Genomic DNA, 18,868 nt, shown 5'->3' with positions numbered 1-18,868 from the left:
TCCAGGGTGACGCGGCCAGGTAGATGCCGGTGAGGAAGGCCAGCGTCCCGGTGGCCTGCCCCTGCGGTGTGCTCGTCGCACGCTCGGCCATCTCGCGGCGGTGGCGCATCTCGACTATGTCGGGGTGCGTTGCCATGAACGACTGGGACGACTTGGGTGAGGTTGTCATCGGATACCACCTCTGTGAGAGAACCTGCTCCTTTTGGCCGGGTACCGCACACCGAATGTCCGAATCCGACTCTTTATCCCCAGCTTATTCCGCTTCCGCTTCCGCTTCCGCCTTCGCCGACGGCGGGCCGACGGCGGACCGGGCCGACGGCCGGCTCCAGGCCCGCCGTGGGCCGGGGCCGGTCCCCGCCTGGCGGTCGATCGGCCCCGACCCGGGGGCCCGGGTGTCCCGGGGCGCCCAGGCCGGTGCGTGGTCTCCGCTCAGGACCGGTCGCTCTCGTGCCCGGCGGCGTCGATGACGTCGCGCTGACCGGTGTTCTCCTTCTGGTCCAGCTGGGAGAGCTCAGGGTGGTGGAGGTCGAAGGCGGGAGACTCGGAGCGGACCCGCGGGATGGTGACGAAGTTGTGCCGGGGCGGCGGGCAGGAGGTGGCCCACTCCAGCGAGCGGCCGTAGCCCCAGGGGTCGTCGACCTCGACCTTCTTGCCCTCCTGGGCGGTCTTCCAGACGTTGTACAGGAACGGCAGCGTGGACAGGCCGAGCAGGAAGGCGCCGATGGAGGAGACGGTGTTGAGGCCGGTGAAGCCGTCGGCGGCGAGGTAGTCGGCGTAGCGGCGGGGCATGCCCTCGGTGCCGAGCCAGTGCTGCACCAGGAACGTGGTGTGAAAGCCGACGAACAGGGTCCAGAACTGGATCTTCTCCAGTCGTTGGTCGAGCATGGTGCCGGTCATCTTCGGCCACCAGAAGCTGAACCCGCCGAACATGGCGAACACGATCGTGCCGAAGAGCACGTAGTGGAAGTGCGCGACGACGAAGTAGGTGTCGGTGACGTGCCAGTCAAGCGGCGGCGAGCCGAGGATGACGCCGGTCAGGCCGCCGAAGAGGAACGTCACCAGGAAGCCGACGGCCCACAGCATGGGTGGCTCGAAGGACAGTGACCCCTTCCACATGGTGCCGATCCAGTTGAAGAACTTCACGCCCGTCGGGACGGCGATCAGATAGGTCATGAACGCGAAGAACGGCAGCAGCACGGCCTGGGTGGCGAACATGTGGTGCGCCCACACCGTCGCGGACAGACCGGTGATGGCGATCGTGGCACCGACGAGGCCCATGTAGCCGAAGATAGGGGTGCGGGAGAACACCGGGATGATCTCCGTGATCACGCCGAAGAACGGCAGGGCCAGGATGTAGACCTCCGGATGGCCGAAGAACCAGAACAGGTGCTGCCACAGGATCGGGCCGCCGTTGGCGGCCTCGAAGACGTGTGCCCCGAACTGCCGGTCCGCCTCCAGCACCAGCAGTGCGGCCGCCAGCACCGGGAAGGCGAGCAGCACCAGCACCGAGGTGAGCAGGATGTTCCAGGTGAAGATCGGCAGGCGGAACATCGTCATGCCGGGGGCGCGCATGCACACGATGGTGGTGATGAAGTTGACCGCACCGAGGATGGTGCCGAACCCGGACAGGGCCAGGCCCATGATCCACAGGTCGGCGCCGAGGTAGTCGCTGTGGCGCTGGCTGCTGAGCGGGGTGTAGGCGGTCCAGCCGAAGTCGGCGGCACCCTGGGGCGTCACGAAGCTGGAGAGCACGATCAGGCCGCCGAAGGCGAACAGCCAGTAGGCGAGCATGTTCAGCCGGGGGAAGGCGACGTCGGGGGCGCCGATCTGGAGCGGCATGATCGCGTTGGCGAAACCGGCGAAGGTCGGCGTGGCGAACAGCAGCAGCATGATCGTGCCGTGCAGCGTGAACGCCTGGTTGTACTGCTCGGTGGAGAACAGCTGCAGCCCGGGGCGGGCCAGCTCCGCCCGGATGGCCATGGCCAGGAGCCCACCGATCAGGAAGAACCCGAACGAGGTGATCAGGTACAGGTGCCCGATCTTCTTGTGGTCCGTCGTCGTGATCCAGGAGACGATCACCCGTCCCTTGCTCCGACGTCCTTCTACCGGCACCTGGGTGCTCGGCTCAGCCTCTGCAGTCATCAACAGCCTCGATGGGGGTAGTCACCAAACGGTGTTTTGGATACCAAGGTTCCGTAGACGGGCGAAAGGTGCACGTCCATCGGTCCCCGAGGCGTCCGTGTCGGATGGTGCGTGACCAGCCGAGCGGGTTCTGGTCCCCTGGGCTGCTGCGAGCGTGGTGAACTGACGGTTTCACTGGTGAGGGACGGCCCTGCGGTGTGACGAGCGGTCGGGTGCCGCGCGGGCGGACGACGCCCACTCGTCGCCCGAACGAGTGGGGTGAACCGCGCGGCGGTGCACTCGGCCAACCCGGGCCCGGGCGGAGGTCGCGTCGGTCAGCCGGAAGCCGCCTCCGGGGCGGAGTCGATGACGAGGTCGCAGGTGAACACCGTTTCGCCGTTCTGCGTTCCGGTGACGTGCACCGTCCGCGCGGACCCGTCGGCCCCCTCCGCCGACGGTGTCGCCTCGATCCAGCAGGGGCTGTCGAACTCCGCGTACCGCTGGAAGCCGCCCTCCAGGGAGACGGGCAGCACGACGCTGCCCGCCGGCGCGACGGCGGTGGCGGCCTGACGGGCCGCTTCCAGGAGCACCATGCCCGGGATGTGGTCGTCGACGTGGTCGAACAGGATGGGGTGACCGATGTCCGGGCGGAGCTGCCAGCGGCGCGGGTCACCGGTCGGGGCCAGGACCACGTCGGACGGCTCCCCGCGCCCGACCGCGGCCGGGGGCACGGGCGGGAGGCGGGCGCCGGCCACGTCCCCGGGCTTCGGGCACATCCCGTGGCGGTCGCCGCGCAGCCTGCGGTACACGGCCGGTGACGTGCAGGTGAAGTGGGCGCCGCCGGTGGCGACCACGTCGTTCCCGCGGCGGATCGCCACGCGGTAGCGGCCGCCCAGCCGGCTGCCTGCCCGGCTCAGCTCGGTGAAACTGACGTCCAGATCCAGGTCCGCGGGGCGGGAGCCGACCGCGAGGTGCTGCGGGTGGACCTCGGTGTGCAGCCCCCACATGAGGAACCGGTGCCCCAGGGGCACGCCGTGCACCGCGTGGCAGACCAGCACACCGGCCTGACGGATCGTTTCGGCGGCGAGCAGCGGGTCATGGAGACCGGCCACGGGCCGGTGGAAGCTGTGGGCGCGCGGCCACTGAGCGGTGACCTGGGTGCACTTGTCGTCGACGGGCGACCAGCCGGTCAGGAACACCTCGGCGACGGCGGCGCGGTGCACCAGCTGCCGCGCGACGGTCGACGTCAGGGGCGCTTCCGAATTCTCGGCACGGTGGCCGTCCGGCCCCTTGTCCTGCGCCGATCCGTCGGTCGGCGACGGCTGACTCATGTGAACCCCCGGGCGGTTCGTGCGTCACTCACGATGGTCCTGTGCGACCGCGAAGACTACGTACCAACGGGTCTGTTCTGCAACGGTCTCAGGCCGGCGTGCGGCTCGACGGGCCCCGCCCCCGGTCCCGGCTGTCCGGGAGGGGCGGCCGGCTGGACGGATGACAGGTCGAGCCGGTGGCGCACCGTGTCGCTGTTGGGCCGAACGGGTGGCTTGGCGTAAGAATTGGCTGGTGCGAGCGAAGAGTGCGACTCAGGTCGGGGGGAGCCGGTGAACAGCCACGACGTCACCGATGAACAGTGGGAGGGGCTCGCCCAGGTCGTGCCGTTGCGGGGCCGCGACACCTGGCCGTCCGCGGTGAACCACCGCGCCCTCCCGGACGCCGAGACGGAGATGCGCCGCCGTTTCGTCGTGCTCAGGGTCAACGTCTTCGCGGACGCCCGCGAGGTCGCCGAGACACTCATGGCGGGCGTGCCGGTGCTGCTGGACCTCACCGGCGCCGAGGGCGAGGTCGCCAAGCGCGTCCTGGACTTCAGCACCGGTGTCGTCTTCGGCCTGCGGAGCGGGATGCACCGCGTCGACCGCAACGTGTTCCTGCTGACCCCGCCCGGCACCGAGGTGAGCGGGCTGATGGAGGACGCGGCCGTCCCCGGCGCCTGATCGCGCACGGCGGGGGCGGCGCGCCGTGCCGTCCCCCGATCGTGCGAAGCTCACCGGCCGGAACGGTTCACCGTCCGGAAGGCGGCCTACCGTCCGGATATGACCGTGTCCTCCGCGTCCGCCCTTTCCCCGCCCCCGCCACGTTCCCCGGAGGCGCCCTCCGCCGGGGACGGACGGCGGGGGGAGCACCGCGCGGACCGGCCGCGGGTCACCGAGCTGCGGCTGTCCGCCTTCGCCGGGCACCGCGGCGCCGTCTTCCCGCTCGCGCCGCTGACCCTCTTCACCGGGCCCAGCGGCAGCGGCAAGACCACCGCGCTGCGGGCGTACGAGGCGCTGGCGCGGCTGGGCGGCGGCGAGGACCTCGCGGAGGTCTTCCCGGACCCGGTCGCGTGTGTGCCGGAGCGGGCCCGGTCCGACGCCCAGCACCGCCGCGGCTTCCGCATCGGCTGTACAGCGGACGGGCCCGAGGGCCCGGTCCGGCTGGACGTCGCCGTGCAGGCGGAGCCCGAACTGCGCGTCGTCGGCGAGCGGTTGACGGTCGGCGGACTGGTCCTGCTGGAGACGGCGCTGCGCGACCCGGGGCGGCGCACCGTCCAGGCCGCCTGGCACACGGCCGGGTCGGCGCCCGTGACCCGCGCCCCGCTGCCCGACGACCGGCTCGGCACGGCACTGCTGCCGCTGCGCGTGGCCGGGAAGACCGACGGGCAGCGCCGGGTCCTCGCCGCCGCCGAACAGATGGTGGTCGCGCTGCGCTCGGCGTTCGCCTGCGATCCACGGCCCGGCCGGATGCGAGCGCCCGTGCCGTGCGGGGCCGGCCGGCTGCTGCCGGGGTGCGACAACCTCGCCGACGTCCTGCGGCGCACCCGCACGGAGTGCGGGCGCCGGCACGCGCTGCTCGTCGAGGCGGTCCGCGCCGGATGCGCCGGACCGGTGGCGGACGTGCTGGCCGAACCGGCCGGGGACGGGCGGGTGCGGGCGGTGCTGGACCGGGGGGACGGGACGCGCACCGGTTTCGAGCGGCTCGGCGACGGCGAACTGCGCTACGCCGCCCTCGCGCTGGTGCTGCTGACCGGTCCGGGGGTGCTGGAGGTCGACCCGGCCGGCGAGGTGCCGCCTGCCCTGCAGACCCTGACGGTGCTCGCCGACGGGTTCGACCGGGGACTGGACCGGCGGCAGCGGGCCGGGCTGCTGGACCTGGCGGCGCGGATGTGCGCACGCGGCCACATCCGGCTCGCCGCGGCGGCGGGTGACGCCTCCCGGGCGGGCGAGGCGTGCGGGGCGGAAGTGGTACACCTGGTGCCGTGAAGAGGGATCCCGAGCCCGCGGACCTGGCGGCGGCGCAGCGGCGGCTGGCCGACTTCGCGGCCGCCCGGAAGTGGCAGCCGTACCACACGCCGAAGAACCTGGCCGCCGCGCTGAGCGTGGAGGCGTCCGAACTCCTCGAGATCTTCCAGTGGCTGACGCCGGAGGAGTCCGCGCACGTCATGAGCGACCCGGAGACCGCGCACCGCGTGCGGGACGAGGTGGCGGACGTCCTCGCCTATCTGCTGCAGTTGTGCGAGGTTCTCGGCGTCGACCCGCTGGCCTCCCTGGAGGCCAAGATCACCCGGAACGAGTCGAGATTCCCGGTGCCCGGAGACCCCGACGCCTGAGGGCTGTCCCGCCATCCCCGGCGGGCGCACGACGACAGCCACGGCACCTCGCCGCGTTGTCGGATCGCCCGAATACGCCCGGTACGAGGACGATCCTCCGCCTTGCGATGCACCGCATCCGGCGCCGCGCGCCGATCCACCGCGGATTACGGGACGGCCCTCAGCCCGGTACCACCCGGCGGAGCGGCGGACTCCGCTATCACTCTGCGCATTCGTTCACCGGGCCGAAGCCGATTTGTTGTCCGCAGATTTCCGTCTTGCTCTGGCTTTATGTCTCACAGGGCTTCACGCTGGGTAATGAACAAGAGAGTTCGGGCGGACGTGCGAAGAGCACGTCGGGAGAGACGGGGGCAGCGCATGGACGCGGTGCGGCTCATCCTGGCGAGCAGGCGTGCCCTGGCGGGGAGCGACGACGCCCCCGGAATCCTGGCGGAGGTGTGGCAGGCGCAGTCCCTGGCCCAGGCGATTGGCAGCCGCCTGGCCGTCTCGGGTCCCCCCGAGCTGCGCGGCGAGGCACTGGGACTGACCGAGCTGGCGGGCCGCGGCTGCGGGGTGCTGGACGCGCCGGACGTCGAGCCCGGTGACCTGCGCGCGGCCCAGCTCACCGAACTGACCGACGCACGCCGGGCCCTGCTGTGCCTCGGCGGCCTGCTCGGCGAGGTCGGCATCGCCCTCGTCGGCATCGCCAGCGCGGCGGACGACGAGGGCACGTACTGGCAGTGCATGGAGGCGATCGACGCGGCGGACGAGTCGCGGGACCGGGTGCGGGAGATGCTGCGCAAGCTGGCGGCCCGGGAGGCGGCGCTGCCGGAGCGGGAGGCCGGCTGAGGTCCGTCCGCGGGGCTGGGCGGGGAGGCCGGCCCCGGCCGGGAGGGGAGCGGCGGGTGGCCGGTGGGACGGGCGGGTTCGGCACCGGTGCAGGATGGGGGCATGGATCTTCGCATCTTCACCGAGCCCCAGCAGGGGGCCACCTACGACACCCTGCTCACCGTGGCGAAGGCCACCGAGGACCTCGGATTCGACGCCTTCTTCCGCTCGGACCACTACCTGCGCATGGGCGACGTGGACGGCCTGCCCGGCCCCACCGACGCCTGGATCACCCTCGCCGGGCTCGCCCGCGAGACCAGGCGCATCCGCCTCGGCACCCTGATGACGGCCGGTACCTTCCGGCTCCCCGGCGTGCTCGCCATCCAGGTCGCCCAGGTCGACCAGATGTCCGGCGGCCGGGTGGAGCTCGGCCTCGGCGCCGGCTGGTACGAGGAGGAGCACAAGGCGTACGGCATCCCGTTCCCGAAGGAGAAGTTCGGGCGCCTGGAGGAGCAACTGGCCATCGTCACCGGCCTGTGGGCGACCAAGACCGGCGAGACCTTCAGCTTCCACGGCAGGCACTACGACCTCACCGACTCGCCCGCACTGCCGAAGCCCGCGCAGTCCAGGGTCCCCGTGCTCATCGGCGGGCTGGGCGCGACCCGCACCCCGGAGCTCGCCGCCCGGTACGCCGACGAGTTCAACGTCCCGTTCGCCTCGATCGAGGAGAGCGAGCGCCAGTTCGGCCGGGTGCGGGCCGCGGCGGAGGAGGCCGGCCGCCGGCCCGACGACCTGACGTACTCCAACGCCCTCGTGGTCTGCGTCGGCCGGGACGACCAGGAGGTCGCCCGCCGGGCCGCCGCGATCGGCCGCGAGGTCGACGAGCTCAAGGCCAACGGCCTGGCGGGTTCCCCGGCCGAGGTCGTCGACAAGATCGGCCGTTACGCCGAGATCGGCTCCCGGCGCGTCTACCTCCAGATGCTGGACCTCACCGACCTGGACCACCTGGAGCTGATCGCCTCCCAGGTGCAGTCGCAGCTGTAGCAGGGTCACTCGGGTGCGCGTCCGCCAGGACGCGGCAGCGGGCGACCCCTGCCACCCGGCGGGCGGCCGGCGTCTTCGACCGGGGGCGTCGGCGGGCCGGGACCAGGCGAGCCCGCCGAATAAGGGAAGGCGCCGGTCGGGGGCCCCGTGGCAGGGTGAGGGCGTCGTCCCGGCCTGCCCCCCCGGGGCGCCGAGCCGACCGGAGCCGAATGCGGGCGGCAGACTCAGGGAGCCGCGCACCTGTGGGAACCGTGCGCAGTGGGCAGAGCGCAGGGGCGGGCCCGATCAGTTGGCCGACGTGTTCCGTGTCATCTCGGCTGCCCCGGTGATGGCGCGTTGTCTGAGATCGCCGAACAGCTGCATCGTGACGGCGGCCAGGACGTCGTCCTCGCCCACGGTCCGCCCGTCCCCGCGGCGGGTGGACAGGGCGAGGAGGGGATCCTTGAGCAGCGGGGCCGGGGCCGGCTCGCCCGGCACCACCAGACCGACTGTCCCGAACTGCTGGACGCCGCCCTCGCGGACGACCCTGGCCGCGTCCCGGGCCAGGTCCGTCAGGAACACGCTCGCGATTCCGTCCAGGTCGCGGACCATCGCCGGGACCGCCCTCACCCCCCGGCTCCCCAGCAGCCTTCTCACCCCCGCCTCGAACCGGTGGGCGCCAGCCACACCACTCGGTGTACGCGCCCCGCGGCGCTCACGAAGAGACACGAGAGCACCATCGGCGTTGCGCAGCTCGCCCAGCAGGCCGTGGAAGGTCGGGCTGTGCAGGTACCACGTCGATCCCACCTCCACCTCGACGTTCCGGTCGATCGCCGAGATGAGGTCCCTGGGAATCAGCCTCTTCCTGGCCTCCTCGGCCGCCGCGCTTCTCGCGCCGTCGATGATCTCCGTCAGCACGGTCCGCGTCACCGACGCGGCGGCCCACGCGGCCGGCCGGGAGACGTGCAACGAGGTGACGTCCCTGAACACCGCTTTGACGAGCTGAGGCTTGAACGGCAGGTCGGTCACGACGGAAGCGGTCTGCGGACCGCTGCGCTCGGTGCGTCGGGGTTGTGTGGTCATCGAAGCATGTGCTTTCTGCTGTCGGAGGTGTCGGTGGCCCATGCCGCACCGGGCGGCGAGACCACAGAGCTCAGCGGAGGGCGCCGAGCCGGCACAGGGCCTTGCCGGGCGGGGCCGCCGGCACACAGAGGTGCAGGCGGCCCCGCCCGGGCGACGTGCTGTGGTGCGGCGCCGTGCCGGTCAGGCGACCTGGTACCTGCCGACTTCCAGGAAGTGGCGCAGTGCTTCGGGTGTGTTGTCGTCGAGGGCGGCGTTGGCTGCCGCGCGCAGGGCCGGGCTGATGGACGGGTCGGCGAGGATGCGGGCGATGGCGACGCGGTCGTCCTCGGCCTGGGCGATCCGGTAGCCGGTCTCCAGCCAGGCGCGCATCGCCTCGGGGTCGTTCGCGTCCAGAAGGGCGTTGGCTTCTCGTGTCACACGCCGGCCGCTGTCCGGGTCGGCGAGGATCCGGACTATGGCCACCCTCAGGTCGTCGGCGTCCGGCTCGTCCGCGGCCGAGGACACCGCGGGCACCGTCACCGCGGGCGGTGCCGCCGTGGCGGCGAAGGACGGGGTGACGAGCAGGAGGGCCGGGGCGAGGATGCCCGCGGCGATGCCCGGCGCTACGCGATGCAGTCGCAAGGGAAATGCTCCTCTTCATTTGCTGCGGAGGTGAGTTGAGGACGCCTCAGGGCGTTCACATCGGTGATGCTGCCACCTGGGTCTGACAGTGGCAGTTGCCCCGCTGCGGTCGCAGGGACCGTTGCCGCGGACGTGGCCGGTGTTTCATGGCGGCGCGCCTTCCAGAAGGGCGGCCTTGAGCGCGGCTCGTGGCTGTCGGGGCATGATCGGGGCGAGACGATTCCTGGGGGCGGTCGTGGTGTGGCCCGATCAAGACCAGATCACGGTCGCGTCATGTGTGTAGAGCCCATGGATGACTGGTGGTTACCCTGTGCGGCCCGGCTCTCCGTGCGCAATCTGGCTGCCAGTCGGGGCTTTGAGGAGCTTGCGGTGGAGAACACGTCGCCACTTCCCCCGAACGTCCCTCCGCGCCCGTCCAGCGCTCCCACAGTGCACACGGCGCTGGGTTCTGTGGAGTCGCCGTACGGCCGGCGAGGTGAGTACGGAAACCCCCCGCAGTACCAGCGCCCCCTGGCGGGGACGGAGAAGCCCTGGTGGAGGAGGCCGGTAACCCTGTGGGTCGGCGTCGGCGCCGTTGCCGCGGCTTCGTTCTTCCTGGGTGGTGCGGTCCTGGGCTCCGATGACGGCTCGGGCGCCTCGTCCCCGGACCCCTGGGTGCAGGGCCAGGTGGACGACCAGTCGCAGAACAACCAGCCGACCGGGGTGTCCGCCGCGCAGAAGTTCCAGATCCTCAGCAGGTTCTGCAACCAGCAGGCCGGCGGCCCGTACAACGTCTCGGAGTCCGCGCTCATGGAGTGCACGAACGACTACTACGTGACGGATCAGGGGCAGGTACTGCCGAAGTAGCCGGGCCCACGGTCAGCCAGCCGGGACCAGCACGCGCTTGGCCTCTGCCCTGGTGGCCTTCTTGGCTCGGGCGACGCCCAGATGTCTGAGGAGCTTCTGGCCTTCATGATCGAGGCTTGAGTTCGTCCTGGGGACGCTCTGGTGGGAGGACTGCTCCAGCAGCGGCAGCTCATGACGGCAAGGACGGATCTTCTTGTCGCGGGTCGAGGTTGGCAGGATCGGGGTCCTGCATCAGCTGAGGCCGTCCCCTTCAGCACAGCCAGGGCGCCCATCGGGACCGAAACCGGTAAGCCGGGGGTGAACGCCGGTACCTGCGGTCAGGATGAAGGTATGGCATTCCATGTCGACTCCGAGACCGGGCGGCTCCGCCGCGTCATCCTGCACCGGCCGGACCTGGAGCTCAAAAGGCTCACACCCAGCAACAAGGACGCGCTCCTCTTCGACGACGTGCTCTGGGTGCGCCGGGCCCGCGCCGAGCACGACGGGTTCGCCGACGTGCTGAGCGACCGCGGCGTGGCCGTGCACCTCTTCGGCGACCTGCTGACCGAGGTGCTGGAGATCCCGGCCGCCCGGTCGCTCGTCCTCGACCGTGTCTTCGACGAGAAGGTGTACGGGCCGCTCGCGACCGACGACCTGCGGGCGGCGTTCGAGACGCTGCCCGCCCCGGAACTCGCCGAGGCCCTGGTCGGCGGCATGACCAAGCGCGAGTTCCTGGAGGCCAACGCGGAGCCGACGTCGGTGCGGTTCCACGTGATGGACCTCGACGACTTCCTGCTGGACCCGCTGCCGAACCACCTCTTCACCCGCGACACCTCCGCCTGGATCTACGACGGCGTCTCCATCAACGCGATGCGCTGGCCGGCCCGGCAGCGCGAGACCGTGCACTTCGAGGCGATCTACCGCCACCACCCGCTGTTCGCCGGGGAGGCGTTCCACGTCTGGTCCGAGGGGCAGGCCGACTTCCCGTCCACCATCGAGGGCGGGGACGTGCTCGTGATCGGCAACGGCGCCGTGCTGATCGGCATGAGCGAGCGGACGACGCCCCAGGCGGTGGAGATGCTCGCGCAGCGGCTGTTCGCCGCCGGGTCGGCCCGGACCATCGTCGCGCTCGACATGCCCAAGCGGCGGGCCTTCATGCACCTCGACACCGTGATGACCATGGTCGACGGCGACACGTTCACCCAGTACGCGGGGCTCGGCATGCTCCGCTCGTACACGATCGAGCCGGGCGCCGTCGACAAGGAGCTGAAGGTCACCGACCACCCGCCGGAGCACATGCACCGCGCGATCGCGGCCGCGCTCGGGCTGAGCGAGATCCGGGTCCTGACCGCGACGCAGGACGTGCACGCGGCCGAGCGCGAGCAGTGGGACGACGGCTGCAACGTCCTCGCCGTCGAGCCCGGCGTCGTCGTCGCCTACGAGCGGAACGTCACCACGAACACGCATCTGCGCAAGCAGGGCATCGAGGTGATCGAGATTCCGGGCAGCGAGCTGGGACGGGGCAGGGGCGGCCCGCGCTGCATGAGCTGCCCGGTCGAGCGGGAGCCGGTCGGGATGTAAGAAGGGTGGGGGCTGCGCGACAGGGCGCGGGGTGGCGGCGAGGCGCCGTGGTGACGCCGGACAGCCGGGCGCCGAGACAGCGGGCGGCGCTCCGTGGCGCCGGCCACAGGCGGGGGTGCCGCTGCGCCGTGGTGCCGGGGCAGCGTGGCGCCGCGACTTCGGGGTGGCCGTATAGAAATGCTGGCTATCGTATAGAATTCCACAGGTTCCTGTCCCTCACCCGTTGGAGCGCCCCATGGCGACTGTCCCGACCTCCCTCGCCGGCCGCCACTTCCTGAAGGAGCTGGACTTCTCCGAGGAGGAGTTCCGCGGCCTGATCGAGCTGGCCGCGGAGCTGAAGGCCGCCAAGAAGGCCGGGAGGGAGATCCCCCGGCTGCGGGGCAGGAACATCGCGCTGATCTTCGAGAAGACCTCGACGCGCACCCGCTGCGCGTTCGAGGTCGCCGCCGCCGACCAGGGCGCCTCGACGACGTACCTCGACCCGTCCGGTTCGCAGATCGGGCACAAGGAGTCCGTGAAGGACACCGCCCGCGTCCTCGGCCGGATGTTCGACGCGATCGAGTACCGGGGCGACAGCCAGGCCGCCGTCGAGGAGCTGGCCGCCCACGCCGGCGTTCCCGTCTACAACGGGCTCACCGACGACTGGCACCCCACCCAGATGCTCGCCGACGTGCTCACGATGACCGAGCACAGCGGCAGCGCGCCCAGGGGTATCGGCTTCGCCTACCTCGGCGACGCCCGCTTCAACATGGGTAACTCCTACCTGGTCACCGGCGCCCTGCTCGGCATGGACGTGCGCATCGTCGCGCCGAAGCCGTACTGGCCCGCCCAGGACGTCGTCGACCGGGCCCAGGAGCTCGCCGCGACCAGCGGCGCCCGGATCACCCTGACCGAGGACGTCGCCGAGGGCGTCGCGGGCGTGGACTTCGTCGCCACCGACGTGTGGGTGTCGATGGGGGAGCCCAAGGAGGTCTGGGGCGAGCGCATCGCCGCCCTCGCCCCCTACGCCGTGACCATGGACGTCCTGCGCGCCACGGGCAACCCGGACGTGAAGTTCCTGCACTGCCTGCCCGCCTTCCACGACCTCGGTACCGCGGTCGGGCGCGAGATCCACGAGCGGCACGGCCTGGAGTACCTGGAGGTGACGGACGAGGTCTTCGAGTCCGCCCACTCGGTCGTCTTCGACGAGGCGGAGAACCGTCTGCACACCATCAAGGCCGTGCTGGTCGCCACGCTCGCCTGAGCCGCGCCAGGGATTATCCTGACCGGCGGCGCGGAGCCACCCATTCCGCTACCGCCGCGCGACCCCTCCCGAGCTCCGGCTCCCCTCCGCTGACGGCTTGACCCGAGCGAGGAGGACCATGGCTGGGGGACACCCCACGGTCGTACCCGCACCACCAGAAACGAGCATCACCCTTCATGCCCGCTCCCGGCACCCCCCACCGCCTCACCCCCCGCTTCAAGTCCCCCGCCCTGCTCGTGGCCGAATCCGGCGCCGACCGCGAGGGCCACGGCCTCAAACGCACGATGGGCCTGTTCCAGCTCGTCTGCTTCGGCGTCGGTGCGATCGTCGGCACCGGAATCTTCGTCGGCCTGTCCGACTCGGTCGCCCAGGCCGGTCCGGCCGTCGTCGTCTCCTTCGTGCTGGCCGCGATCACCTGCGTCTTCACCGCCTTCTCCTTCGCCGAGCTGGGCGGCGCGATCCCGGTCTCCGGCTCGTCCTACTCCTTCGCCTACGCCGGGCTCGGCGAGTCCACCGCCTTCCTGGTCGGCTGGTGCCTGCTGCTGGAGTACGGCGTCTCCGTCTCGGCCGTCGCCGTCGGCTGGAGCCAGTACGTCAACGAGCTGCTGCACACCCTGACCGGGTGGCAGCTGCCGGCGGCCCTGTCCGCCGGGCCGGGCGACGGCGGCCTGGTCAACCTGCCCGCGGTGATCGTCATCGCCATGGCCTGCGTGCTGCTGGTGCGCGGCGTGCGCGAGAGCGCCCGGGCGACGGCCGCGATGGCCGTGCTGAAGCTCGCCGTTCTCGTCGCGTTCTGCGCCGTCGGCTTCACCGCCTTCCAGGACGGCCACCTCACCCCGTTCTCGCCGGCCGGCCTCGGCGGCATCGGCGCGGGCACCACGGCCGCGTTCTTCTCCTACATCGGCTTCGACGCCATCACCACGGCCGGCGAGGAGGCGAAGAACCCGCGCCGGGACGTCCCCGTCGCGATCCTCGTCTGCATCGGCGTGGTCACCGTGCTGTACTGCGCGGTCGCGCTCGCCGCGATCGGCGCCATCGGAGGGGACCAGGTCGGCGGGCGCCCCGCCGCGCTCGCCTACGTCGTCAGCGAGGTCACCGGCTCCTCGGCCGGGGGCGCGGTGGTCGCCTTCGGCGCGGTCGTCGCCATCGCCTCGGTGGTGCTCGCCGTGATGTACGGCCAGACCCGCATCCTGATGTCGATGTCCCGCGACGGGCTCGTCCCACGCGTCTTCGAGAAGGTCTCGCCGCGGACCGCCACCCCCGTCGCCGGCACCGTGATCGTCGCGGTCGTCTTCGCGCTCCCCGCGGCGTTCGCGTCGCTGGACTCCGTGGTCGACCTGTGCACCATCGGCACCCTCGCCACCATGGCCGTCGTCAACATCGCCGTGATCGCGCTGCGCCGCCGCGAGCCGGGCCTCGCCCGCGGCTTCCGGGTGCCGCTGTACCCGGTCGTGCCGCTGCTCGGTGTCGCCTTCTGCCTGTACCTGATGTACGAGACGGGCGCGACGGCCTGGATCCAGTTCGCCGCCTTCCTCGTGGCCGGGATCCTCGTCTACGCCGGCTACGGCCGCCGCCACTCCCGGCTCGCGGCCACCGGCGGGGTCACCCCCGGGGGAGCGGACGCGGTGCGGCAGGGAGCCTGAACCAGACCGCCTTGCCCGACCCGGTCGGGCGGTGCCCGCAGGAGGAGCTCAGGGCGCGGATCAGCAGCAGTCCGCGCCCGCCCTCCTCCCAGGGGTCCGGCGCGGTCAGGCCGGGGCGGGTGAGGTCGCCGGGCGGCGCCGGGTCCGGGTCGTGCACCTCGACCTGGCAGCCGCCCGGCAGTAGCTCCACCACCAGCTCGATCGGGCCCCTGCCCGCGGTGTGCTCCACCGCGTTCGCCACCAGCTCGGCCGTGAGCAGCTCCGCCGTGTCGCTGTCCGCCGTGTGCCGCAGCTCGCTCAGCGCCCCGCGCACCAGTGCCCGGGCCACCGGCACGGCGGCGACCGTGTGCGGCAGCGTGACGCGCCAGGAGGCGGTCGCCGCGCAGGGCGGCACGTACTGCCCCGGCGACGTGGGGTCGTCGGGGAGCGGCTGGGTGGAGGGGTGTTCGGGCAAGGCGGGTCCGTTCATGGCACAGGACGCTCCCGTGATCGTCATCAGGCTGTCCTGTTTTCAACCTCTCGGAATGGTACGGGCGCCCCGGAAGCCGGGCTCCAGGGGGGTCCGTGCGGGGCTCCCGGCCCCGTCGTCCAGCGGCGTACCCAGGCGCACGCGTCCTCCCGCGCGACGGCCGCCGTCGTTACCGGCCTGTCGACAGACCGTGACGTTGCGACGCCCAGGGCCCGTCCGGGGAGCGGGTCCCGGTCATGGGGCGCTTTATAGCGCCCTCGTGACGACAGTCACGGAGCGGTGATAACTTCGGTACGCAGAGCTCAGCGAGGCAGTCCCCCGAGGAGGCCGCACGTCATGAGTCCCTTCACCGGTTCCGCCGCCCCCACCCCGAACTGGCGGCACCTGCGCCTGGAGCTCGCCGACGGCGTCGCCACCGTCACCCTCGCCCGCCCCGACCGGCTGAACGCGCTCACCTTCGGCGCCTACGCCGACCTGCGCGACCTGCTCGCCGAGCTGTCCCGCGCACGGTCGGTGCGCGCGCTGGTGCTGGCCGGGGAGGGGCGCGGCTTCTGCTCCGGCGGCGACGTCGACGAGATCATCGGTGCCACCCTCGCCATGGACACGGGGCAGCTGCTCGACTTCAACCGGATGACCGGCCAGGTCGTGCGGGCCGTGCGCGAATGCCCGTTCCCGGTGGTCGCCGCCGTGCACGGGGTCGCCGCGGGCGCCGGTGCGGTGCTCGCCCTGGCGGCGGACTTCCGGGTCGCCGACCCCACCGCCCGCTTCGCCTTCCTCTTCACCCGGGTGGGCCTGTCCGGCGGCGACATGGGCGCGGCCTACCTGCTGCCCCGGGTGGTGGGACTCGGACACGCCACCCGGCTGCTCATGCTCGGCGAGCCGATCCGCGCGGCGGAGGCCGAGCGGATCGGCCTGATCAGCGAGCTGACCGCCGAGGGGCAGGCCGACGACGCCGCCCGGGCGCTGGCCCGCCGCCTGGCCGACGGGCCGGCCCTCGCCCACGCCCAGACCAAGGCGCTGCTCACCGCGGAGCTGGACATGCCGCTGTCGGCCGCGGTGGAACTGGACGCCTCCACCCAGGCCCTGCTGATGAACGGCGAGGACTACGCCGAGTTCCACGCCGCCTTCACCGAGAAGCGGGCGCCGAAGTGGCGGGGGAGGTGAGCGGTCCGTGCCCCGCAACCGACCGCCCGGCGACGACGGCCCGCTGACGGGCGACGACGGCCTGCGACCCGGCGGCCGCGCGCCGGCCGGCGACGGCCCGCGGTCCGGCGACGACGGCCGTCCGCCGGCCGCCGACCATGGCGCGCTGCCCGGCGACCCGCTGTCCGACGGCCGCGGCCCGGGGTTCGCCGACAACGACCCGCGGCCGGGCGAGGTCGGCCGGCGGTCCGGCGAGGTCGGCCGGCGGTCCGGTGGTCGTGGGCCGGGCGGCGACGGTCCGTCGTCCGGCCGCCCGCTGCGCGTGGCCGTCATCGGCGGTGGTCCCGGGGGACTCTACGCCGCCGCGCTGCTCAAGCGGCAGGACCCCGCCCACGAGGTCACCGTCTTCGAGCGCAACGCGCCCGACGACACCTTCGGCTTCGGCGTCGTGCTCTCCGACGAGACCCTCGGCGGGATCGAGCACGCCGACCCGGTGGTGTTCCAGGCGCTGCGGAAGGACTTCGTGCGCTGGGACGACATCCACGTCGTGCACCGGGGCGTGCGGCACGTCTCCGGCGGCCACGGCTTCGCCGCCCTCGGCCGGCACCGGCTCCTGGAGATCCTGCACGAGCGCTGCCGCTCGCTCGGCGTCGAGCTGCGCTTCCGCACCGTGGCCCCCGACCTCACCGCCCTCAGGCGGACCCACGACCTGGTCGTCGCCGCCGACGGCGTGCACAGCACCACCCGCGTGGCCCTGGCCGACGTCTTCCGGCCGCGGGTGACCACCCACCGCTGCCGCTACATCTGGCTCGCCGCCGACCTCGCCTTCGACGCCTTCCGCTTCGACATCGCCGAGACCGAGCACGGTGTGATGCAACTGCACGGCTACCCCTTCGCCCGCCCCGCCCCCGGCCGCCACCCCGACGGCGCCTCGACCGTGATCGTCGAGATGCGCGAGGAGGTGTGGCGGGCGGCCGGTTTCGCGGACCTCGACGAGCAGGAGTCGGCCGAGCGCTGCGGCAAGATCTTCGCGGAGGCGCTCGGCGGCCGGCCGCTGCGCTCCAACAGGTCCGTGTGGACCACCTTCCGCACGGTGGTCAACGAGCGCTGGTCCGACGGCAACGTCGTCCTGCTGGGCGACGCCGCCCACACCGCCCATTTCTCCATCGGCTCCGGCACCAAGCTCGCCGTCGAGGACGCCCTCGCCCTCGCCGCGTGCCTGCGCGAACAGCCGTCGACCTGCCGCGCCCTGGCCGCCTACGAGGAGGAGCGCAAGCCGGTCGTCGCCTCCACCCAGCGGGCCGCCCGCGCCAGCCTGGAGTGGTTCGAGGATCTGGACCTGCACGTCGGCCGGCCGCCCCGCCAGTTCGCCTTCGGCCTGCTCACCCGCAGCCGCCGCGTCACCCACGGCAATCTGCGCCTGCGCGACCCGCGGTTCACCGAGGCCGTCGAGCGCGACTTCGGCTGCCCGCCCGGCACACCGCCGATGTTCACACCGTTCCGGCTGCGCGGACTGACCCTGCGCAACCGGGTCGTCGTCTCCCCGATGGACATGTACTCGGCCGTGGACGGCGTCCCCGGCGACTTCCACCTCGTCCACCTGGGCGCCCGCGCGCTCGGGGGCGCCGGTCTGGTGATGACCGAGATGGTGTGCGTCAGCCCCGAGGGCCGCATCACCCCGGGCTGCGCGGGCCTGTGGACCGGCAGGCAGGGCGAGGCCTGGCGGCGGATCACCGACTTCGTGCACCGGCAGGCGCCGGGCACCGCGATCGGCGTGCAGCTCGGCCACAGCGGCCGCAAGGGCTCCACCCGGCTGATGTGGGAGGGCATCGACGAACCGCTCGACGACGGCAACTGGCCGCTGGTCGCCGCCTCACCGCTGCCGTACCGGCCCGACGGCCAGGTCCCGCGCGAGCTGTCCCGCGCCCAGCTCACCGACGTCCGTGAGCAGTTCACCGCCGCCGCCTGCCGGGCCGCCCGAGCCGGCTTCGACCTGCTCGAACTGCACTGCGCTCACGGCTATCTGCTCTCCGGCTTCCTCTCCCCGCTGACCAACCGGCGCACCGACGCCTACGGCGGATCGCTGGAGGGGCGGCTGCGCTTCCCGCTGGAGGTCTTCGACGCCGTGCGCCGGGTGTGGCCGGCGGAACGGCCCATGACCGTGCGCATCTCGGCGACCGACTGGGCCGACGGCGGGACGACCGCCGAGGACGCGGTCGAGATGGCCCGCGCCTTCGCGGCTCACGGCGCGGACGCGATCGACGTCTCGACCGGGCAGGTGGTCGCCGACGAGCGGCCGGAGTTCGGACGGTCGTACCAGGTGCCGTACGCCGACCGCATCCGGCACGAGGCCGGCGTCCCGGTCGTCGCCGTCGGCGCGATCTCCTCCTGGGACGACGTCAACTCCCTGATCCTCGCCGGACGTACGGACCTGTGCGCGCTGGCCCGGCCCCACCTCTACGACCCGCACTGGACCCTGCACGCCGCCGCCGAGCAGGGCTACGACGGCCCGGGAGCCGTCTGGCCCGCGCCCTACCGGGCGGGCAGCCGGCCCCCGCGGACGGGTCGCGCGGACACCCCGGAACCCCGGACGGCACGCGGGCGTTGAGCCCCGCCGACCGCCGACCGCCGACCGCCGACCGCCGACCGCCGACCGCCGACCGCCG

The 18,868-nt window shown here is 72.5% G+C and carries 16 protein-coding genes; 11 read left to right on the top strand and 5 right to left on the bottom strand.

Features of this window, described 5'->3' with window-relative positions; translation table 11 throughout:
- Positions 1–429: 429 nt before the first annotated feature.
- Together ctaD and ACWDNY_RS28440 are read right to left on the bottom strand one after the other, a co-directional pair.
- Positions 430–2,142: an aa3-type cytochrome oxidase subunit I gene (gene ctaD / locus ACWDNY_RS28445; RefSeq protein WP_451648668.1), complete on the bottom strand. Its 1,713-nt coding sequence runs from the start codon at positions 2,140–2,142 to the stop codon at positions 430–432.
- Between the two features lie 314 nt (positions 2,143–2,456).
- Positions 2,457–3,452 (bottom strand): ScbA/BarX family gamma-butyrolactone biosynthesis protein, encoded by a 996-nt coding sequence (locus ACWDNY_RS28440; protein ID WP_451648666.1) that lies wholly within the window; start codon positions 3,450–3,452, stop codon positions 2,457–2,459.
- A gap of 270 nt (positions 3,453–3,722) precedes the next feature.
- On the opposite strand from ACWDNY_RS28440, the gene ACWDNY_RS28435 reads away from it, so the two are divergent.
- The 5 genes from ACWDNY_RS28435 to ACWDNY_RS28415 all read left to right on the top strand — a co-directional run bounded on the left by ACWDNY_RS28435 (position 3,723) and on the right by ACWDNY_RS28415 (position 7,615).
- The gene (locus ACWDNY_RS28435; protein ID WP_451648665.1) at positions 3,723–4,112 is read left to right on the top strand and encodes a cell division protein SepF; all 390 of its coding nucleotides are present in this window, start codon (positions 3,723–3,725) and stop codon (positions 4,110–4,112) included.
- A gap of 99 nt (positions 4,113–4,211) precedes the next feature.
- Positions 4,212–5,417, top strand: coding sequence for an ATP-binding protein (locus tag ACWDNY_RS28430; RefSeq protein WP_451648664.1), 1,206 nt, complete (start codon positions 4,212–4,214; stop codon positions 5,415–5,417).
- Positions 5,414–5,764, top strand: a complete 351-nt coding sequence (locus ACWDNY_RS28425) for a nucleotide pyrophosphohydrolase (RefSeq protein WP_451648663.1) — start codon at positions 5,414–5,416, stop codon at positions 5,762–5,764. Before ACWDNY_RS28430 ends, ACWDNY_RS28425 begins: the two co-directional genes overlap by 4 nt.
- A gap of 357 nt (positions 5,765–6,121) precedes the next feature.
- Positions 6,122–6,592, top strand: coding sequence for a DUF6099 family protein (locus tag ACWDNY_RS28420; RefSeq protein ID WP_451648662.1), 471 nt, complete (start codon positions 6,122–6,124; stop codon positions 6,590–6,592).
- Between the two features lie 102 nt (positions 6,593–6,694).
- Positions 6,695–7,615 carry an LLM class F420-dependent oxidoreductase gene (locus tag ACWDNY_RS28415; protein ID WP_451648661.1) on the top strand — a complete coding sequence of 307 codons (921 nt, stop codon included), beginning with the start codon at positions 6,695–6,697 and terminating at the stop codon, positions 7,613–7,615.
- Between the two features lie 285 nt (positions 7,616–7,900).
- On the opposite strand, the gene ACWDNY_RS28410 is transcribed toward ACWDNY_RS28415, so the two are convergent.
- Positions 7,901–8,677 (bottom strand): hypothetical protein, encoded by a 777-nt coding sequence (locus ACWDNY_RS28410; protein ID WP_451648660.1) that lies wholly within the window; start codon positions 8,675–8,677, stop codon positions 7,901–7,903.
- A 180-nt stretch (positions 8,678–8,857) separates the two neighbouring features.
- Entirely contained in the window at positions 8,858–9,298 is a 441-nt protein-coding gene (locus ACWDNY_RS28405) for an ALF repeat-containing protein (RefSeq protein WP_451648659.1), read from the bottom strand.
- A gap of 369 nt (positions 9,299–9,667) precedes the next feature.
- On the opposite strand from ACWDNY_RS28405, the gene ACWDNY_RS28400 reads away from it, so the two are divergent.
- The 4 genes from ACWDNY_RS28400 to ACWDNY_RS28385 all read left to right on the top strand — a co-directional run bounded on the left by ACWDNY_RS28400 (position 9,668) and on the right by ACWDNY_RS28385 (position 14,590).
- On the top strand, positions 9,668–10,144 hold the full coding sequence (locus ACWDNY_RS28400) for a hypothetical protein (RefSeq protein ID WP_451648658.1): 477 nt from the start codon (positions 9,668–9,670) through the stop codon (positions 10,142–10,144).
- Positions 10,145–10,474: 330 nt separating this feature from the next.
- Positions 10,475–11,704 carry an arginine deiminase gene (locus ACWDNY_RS28395; RefSeq protein ID WP_451648657.1) on the top strand — a complete coding sequence of 410 codons (1,230 nt, stop codon included), beginning with the start codon at positions 10,475–10,477 and terminating at the stop codon, positions 11,702–11,704.
- Positions 11,705–11,939: 235 nt separating this feature from the next.
- Complete coding sequence (argF, locus tag ACWDNY_RS28390) at positions 11,940–12,947, top strand: ornithine carbamoyltransferase (RefSeq protein ID WP_451648656.1); 1,008 nt, start codon at positions 11,940–11,942, stop codon at positions 12,945–12,947.
- Between the two features lie 176 nt (positions 12,948–13,123).
- The gene (locus ACWDNY_RS28385; protein WP_451648655.1) at positions 13,124–14,590 is read left to right on the top strand and encodes an amino acid permease; all 1,467 of its coding nucleotides are present in this window, start codon (positions 13,124–13,126) and stop codon (positions 14,588–14,590) included.
- On the opposite strand, the gene ACWDNY_RS28380 is transcribed toward ACWDNY_RS28385, so the two are convergent.
- Positions 14,550–15,059 carry an ATP-binding protein gene (locus tag ACWDNY_RS28380; protein WP_451648654.1) on the bottom strand — a complete coding sequence of 170 codons (510 nt, stop codon included), beginning with the start codon at positions 15,057–15,059 and terminating at the stop codon, positions 14,550–14,552. The two genes, ACWDNY_RS28385 and ACWDNY_RS28380, sit on opposite strands and share 41 nt — an antisense overlap.
- Positions 15,060–15,395: 336 nt before the next feature.
- Between ACWDNY_RS28380 and ACWDNY_RS28375 the strand changes: the two genes are divergently transcribed.
- Together ACWDNY_RS28375 and ACWDNY_RS28370 are read left to right on the top strand one after the other, a co-directional pair.
- Positions 15,396–16,223: an enoyl-CoA hydratase family protein gene (locus tag ACWDNY_RS28375; protein WP_451648653.1), complete on the top strand. Its 828-nt coding sequence runs from the start codon at positions 15,396–15,398 to the stop codon at positions 16,221–16,223.
- Between the two features lie 295 nt (positions 16,224–16,518).
- Positions 16,519–18,810, top strand: a complete 2,292-nt coding sequence (locus ACWDNY_RS28370; protein WP_451648669.1) for a bifunctional salicylyl-CoA 5-hydroxylase/oxidoreductase — start codon at positions 16,519–16,521, stop codon at positions 18,808–18,810.
- The last annotated feature ends 58 nt before the right edge of the window (positions 18,811–18,868 follow it).

The sequence above is a fragment of the Streptomyces sp. NPDC003697 genome (genome assembly GCF_053587115.1).
Note: the sequence above shows the minus strand (reverse complement) of the source record. Positions and strands in the feature narration are given on the sequence as shown.

Excerpts from the sequence above, each read along its gene's own strand:
- ctaD (WP_451648668.1), bottom strand. The coding sequence starts at position 2,142 with ATGACTGCAGAGGCTGAGCCGAGCACCCAGGTGCCGGTAGAAGGACGT.
- ACWDNY_RS28440 (WP_451648666.1), bottom strand. The coding sequence starts at position 3,452 with ATGAGTCAGCCGTCGCCGACCGACGGATCGGCGCAGGACAAGGGGCCG.
- ACWDNY_RS28430 (WP_451648664.1), top strand. The coding sequence starts at position 4,212 with ATGACCGTGTCCTCCGCGTCCGCCCTTTCCCCGCCCCCGCCACGTTCC.
- ACWDNY_RS28420 (WP_451648662.1), top strand. The coding sequence starts at position 6,122 with ATGGACGCGGTGCGGCTCATCCTGGCGAGCAGGCGTGCCCTGGCGGGG.
- ACWDNY_RS28415 (WP_451648661.1), top strand. The coding sequence starts at position 6,695 with ATGGATCTTCGCATCTTCACCGAGCCCCAGCAGGGGGCCACCTACGAC.
- ACWDNY_RS28410 (WP_451648660.1), bottom strand. The coding sequence starts at position 8,677 with ATGACCACACAACCCCGACGCACCGAGCGCAGCGGTCCGCAGACCGCT.
- ACWDNY_RS28395 (WP_451648657.1), top strand. The coding sequence starts at position 10,475 with ATGGCATTCCATGTCGACTCCGAGACCGGGCGGCTCCGCCGCGTCATC.
- argF (WP_451648656.1), top strand. The coding sequence starts at position 11,940 with ATGGCGACTGTCCCGACCTCCCTCGCCGGCCGCCACTTCCTGAAGGAG.
- ACWDNY_RS28385 (WP_451648655.1), top strand. The coding sequence starts at position 13,124 with ATGCCCGCTCCCGGCACCCCCCACCGCCTCACCCCCCGCTTCAAGTCC.
- ACWDNY_RS28380 (WP_451648654.1), bottom strand. The coding sequence starts at position 15,059 with ATGAACGGACCCGCCTTGCCCGAACACCCCTCCACCCAGCCGCTCCCC.
- ACWDNY_RS28375 (WP_451648653.1), top strand. The coding sequence starts at position 15,396 with ATGAGTCCCTTCACCGGTTCCGCCGCCCCCACCCCGAACTGGCGGCAC.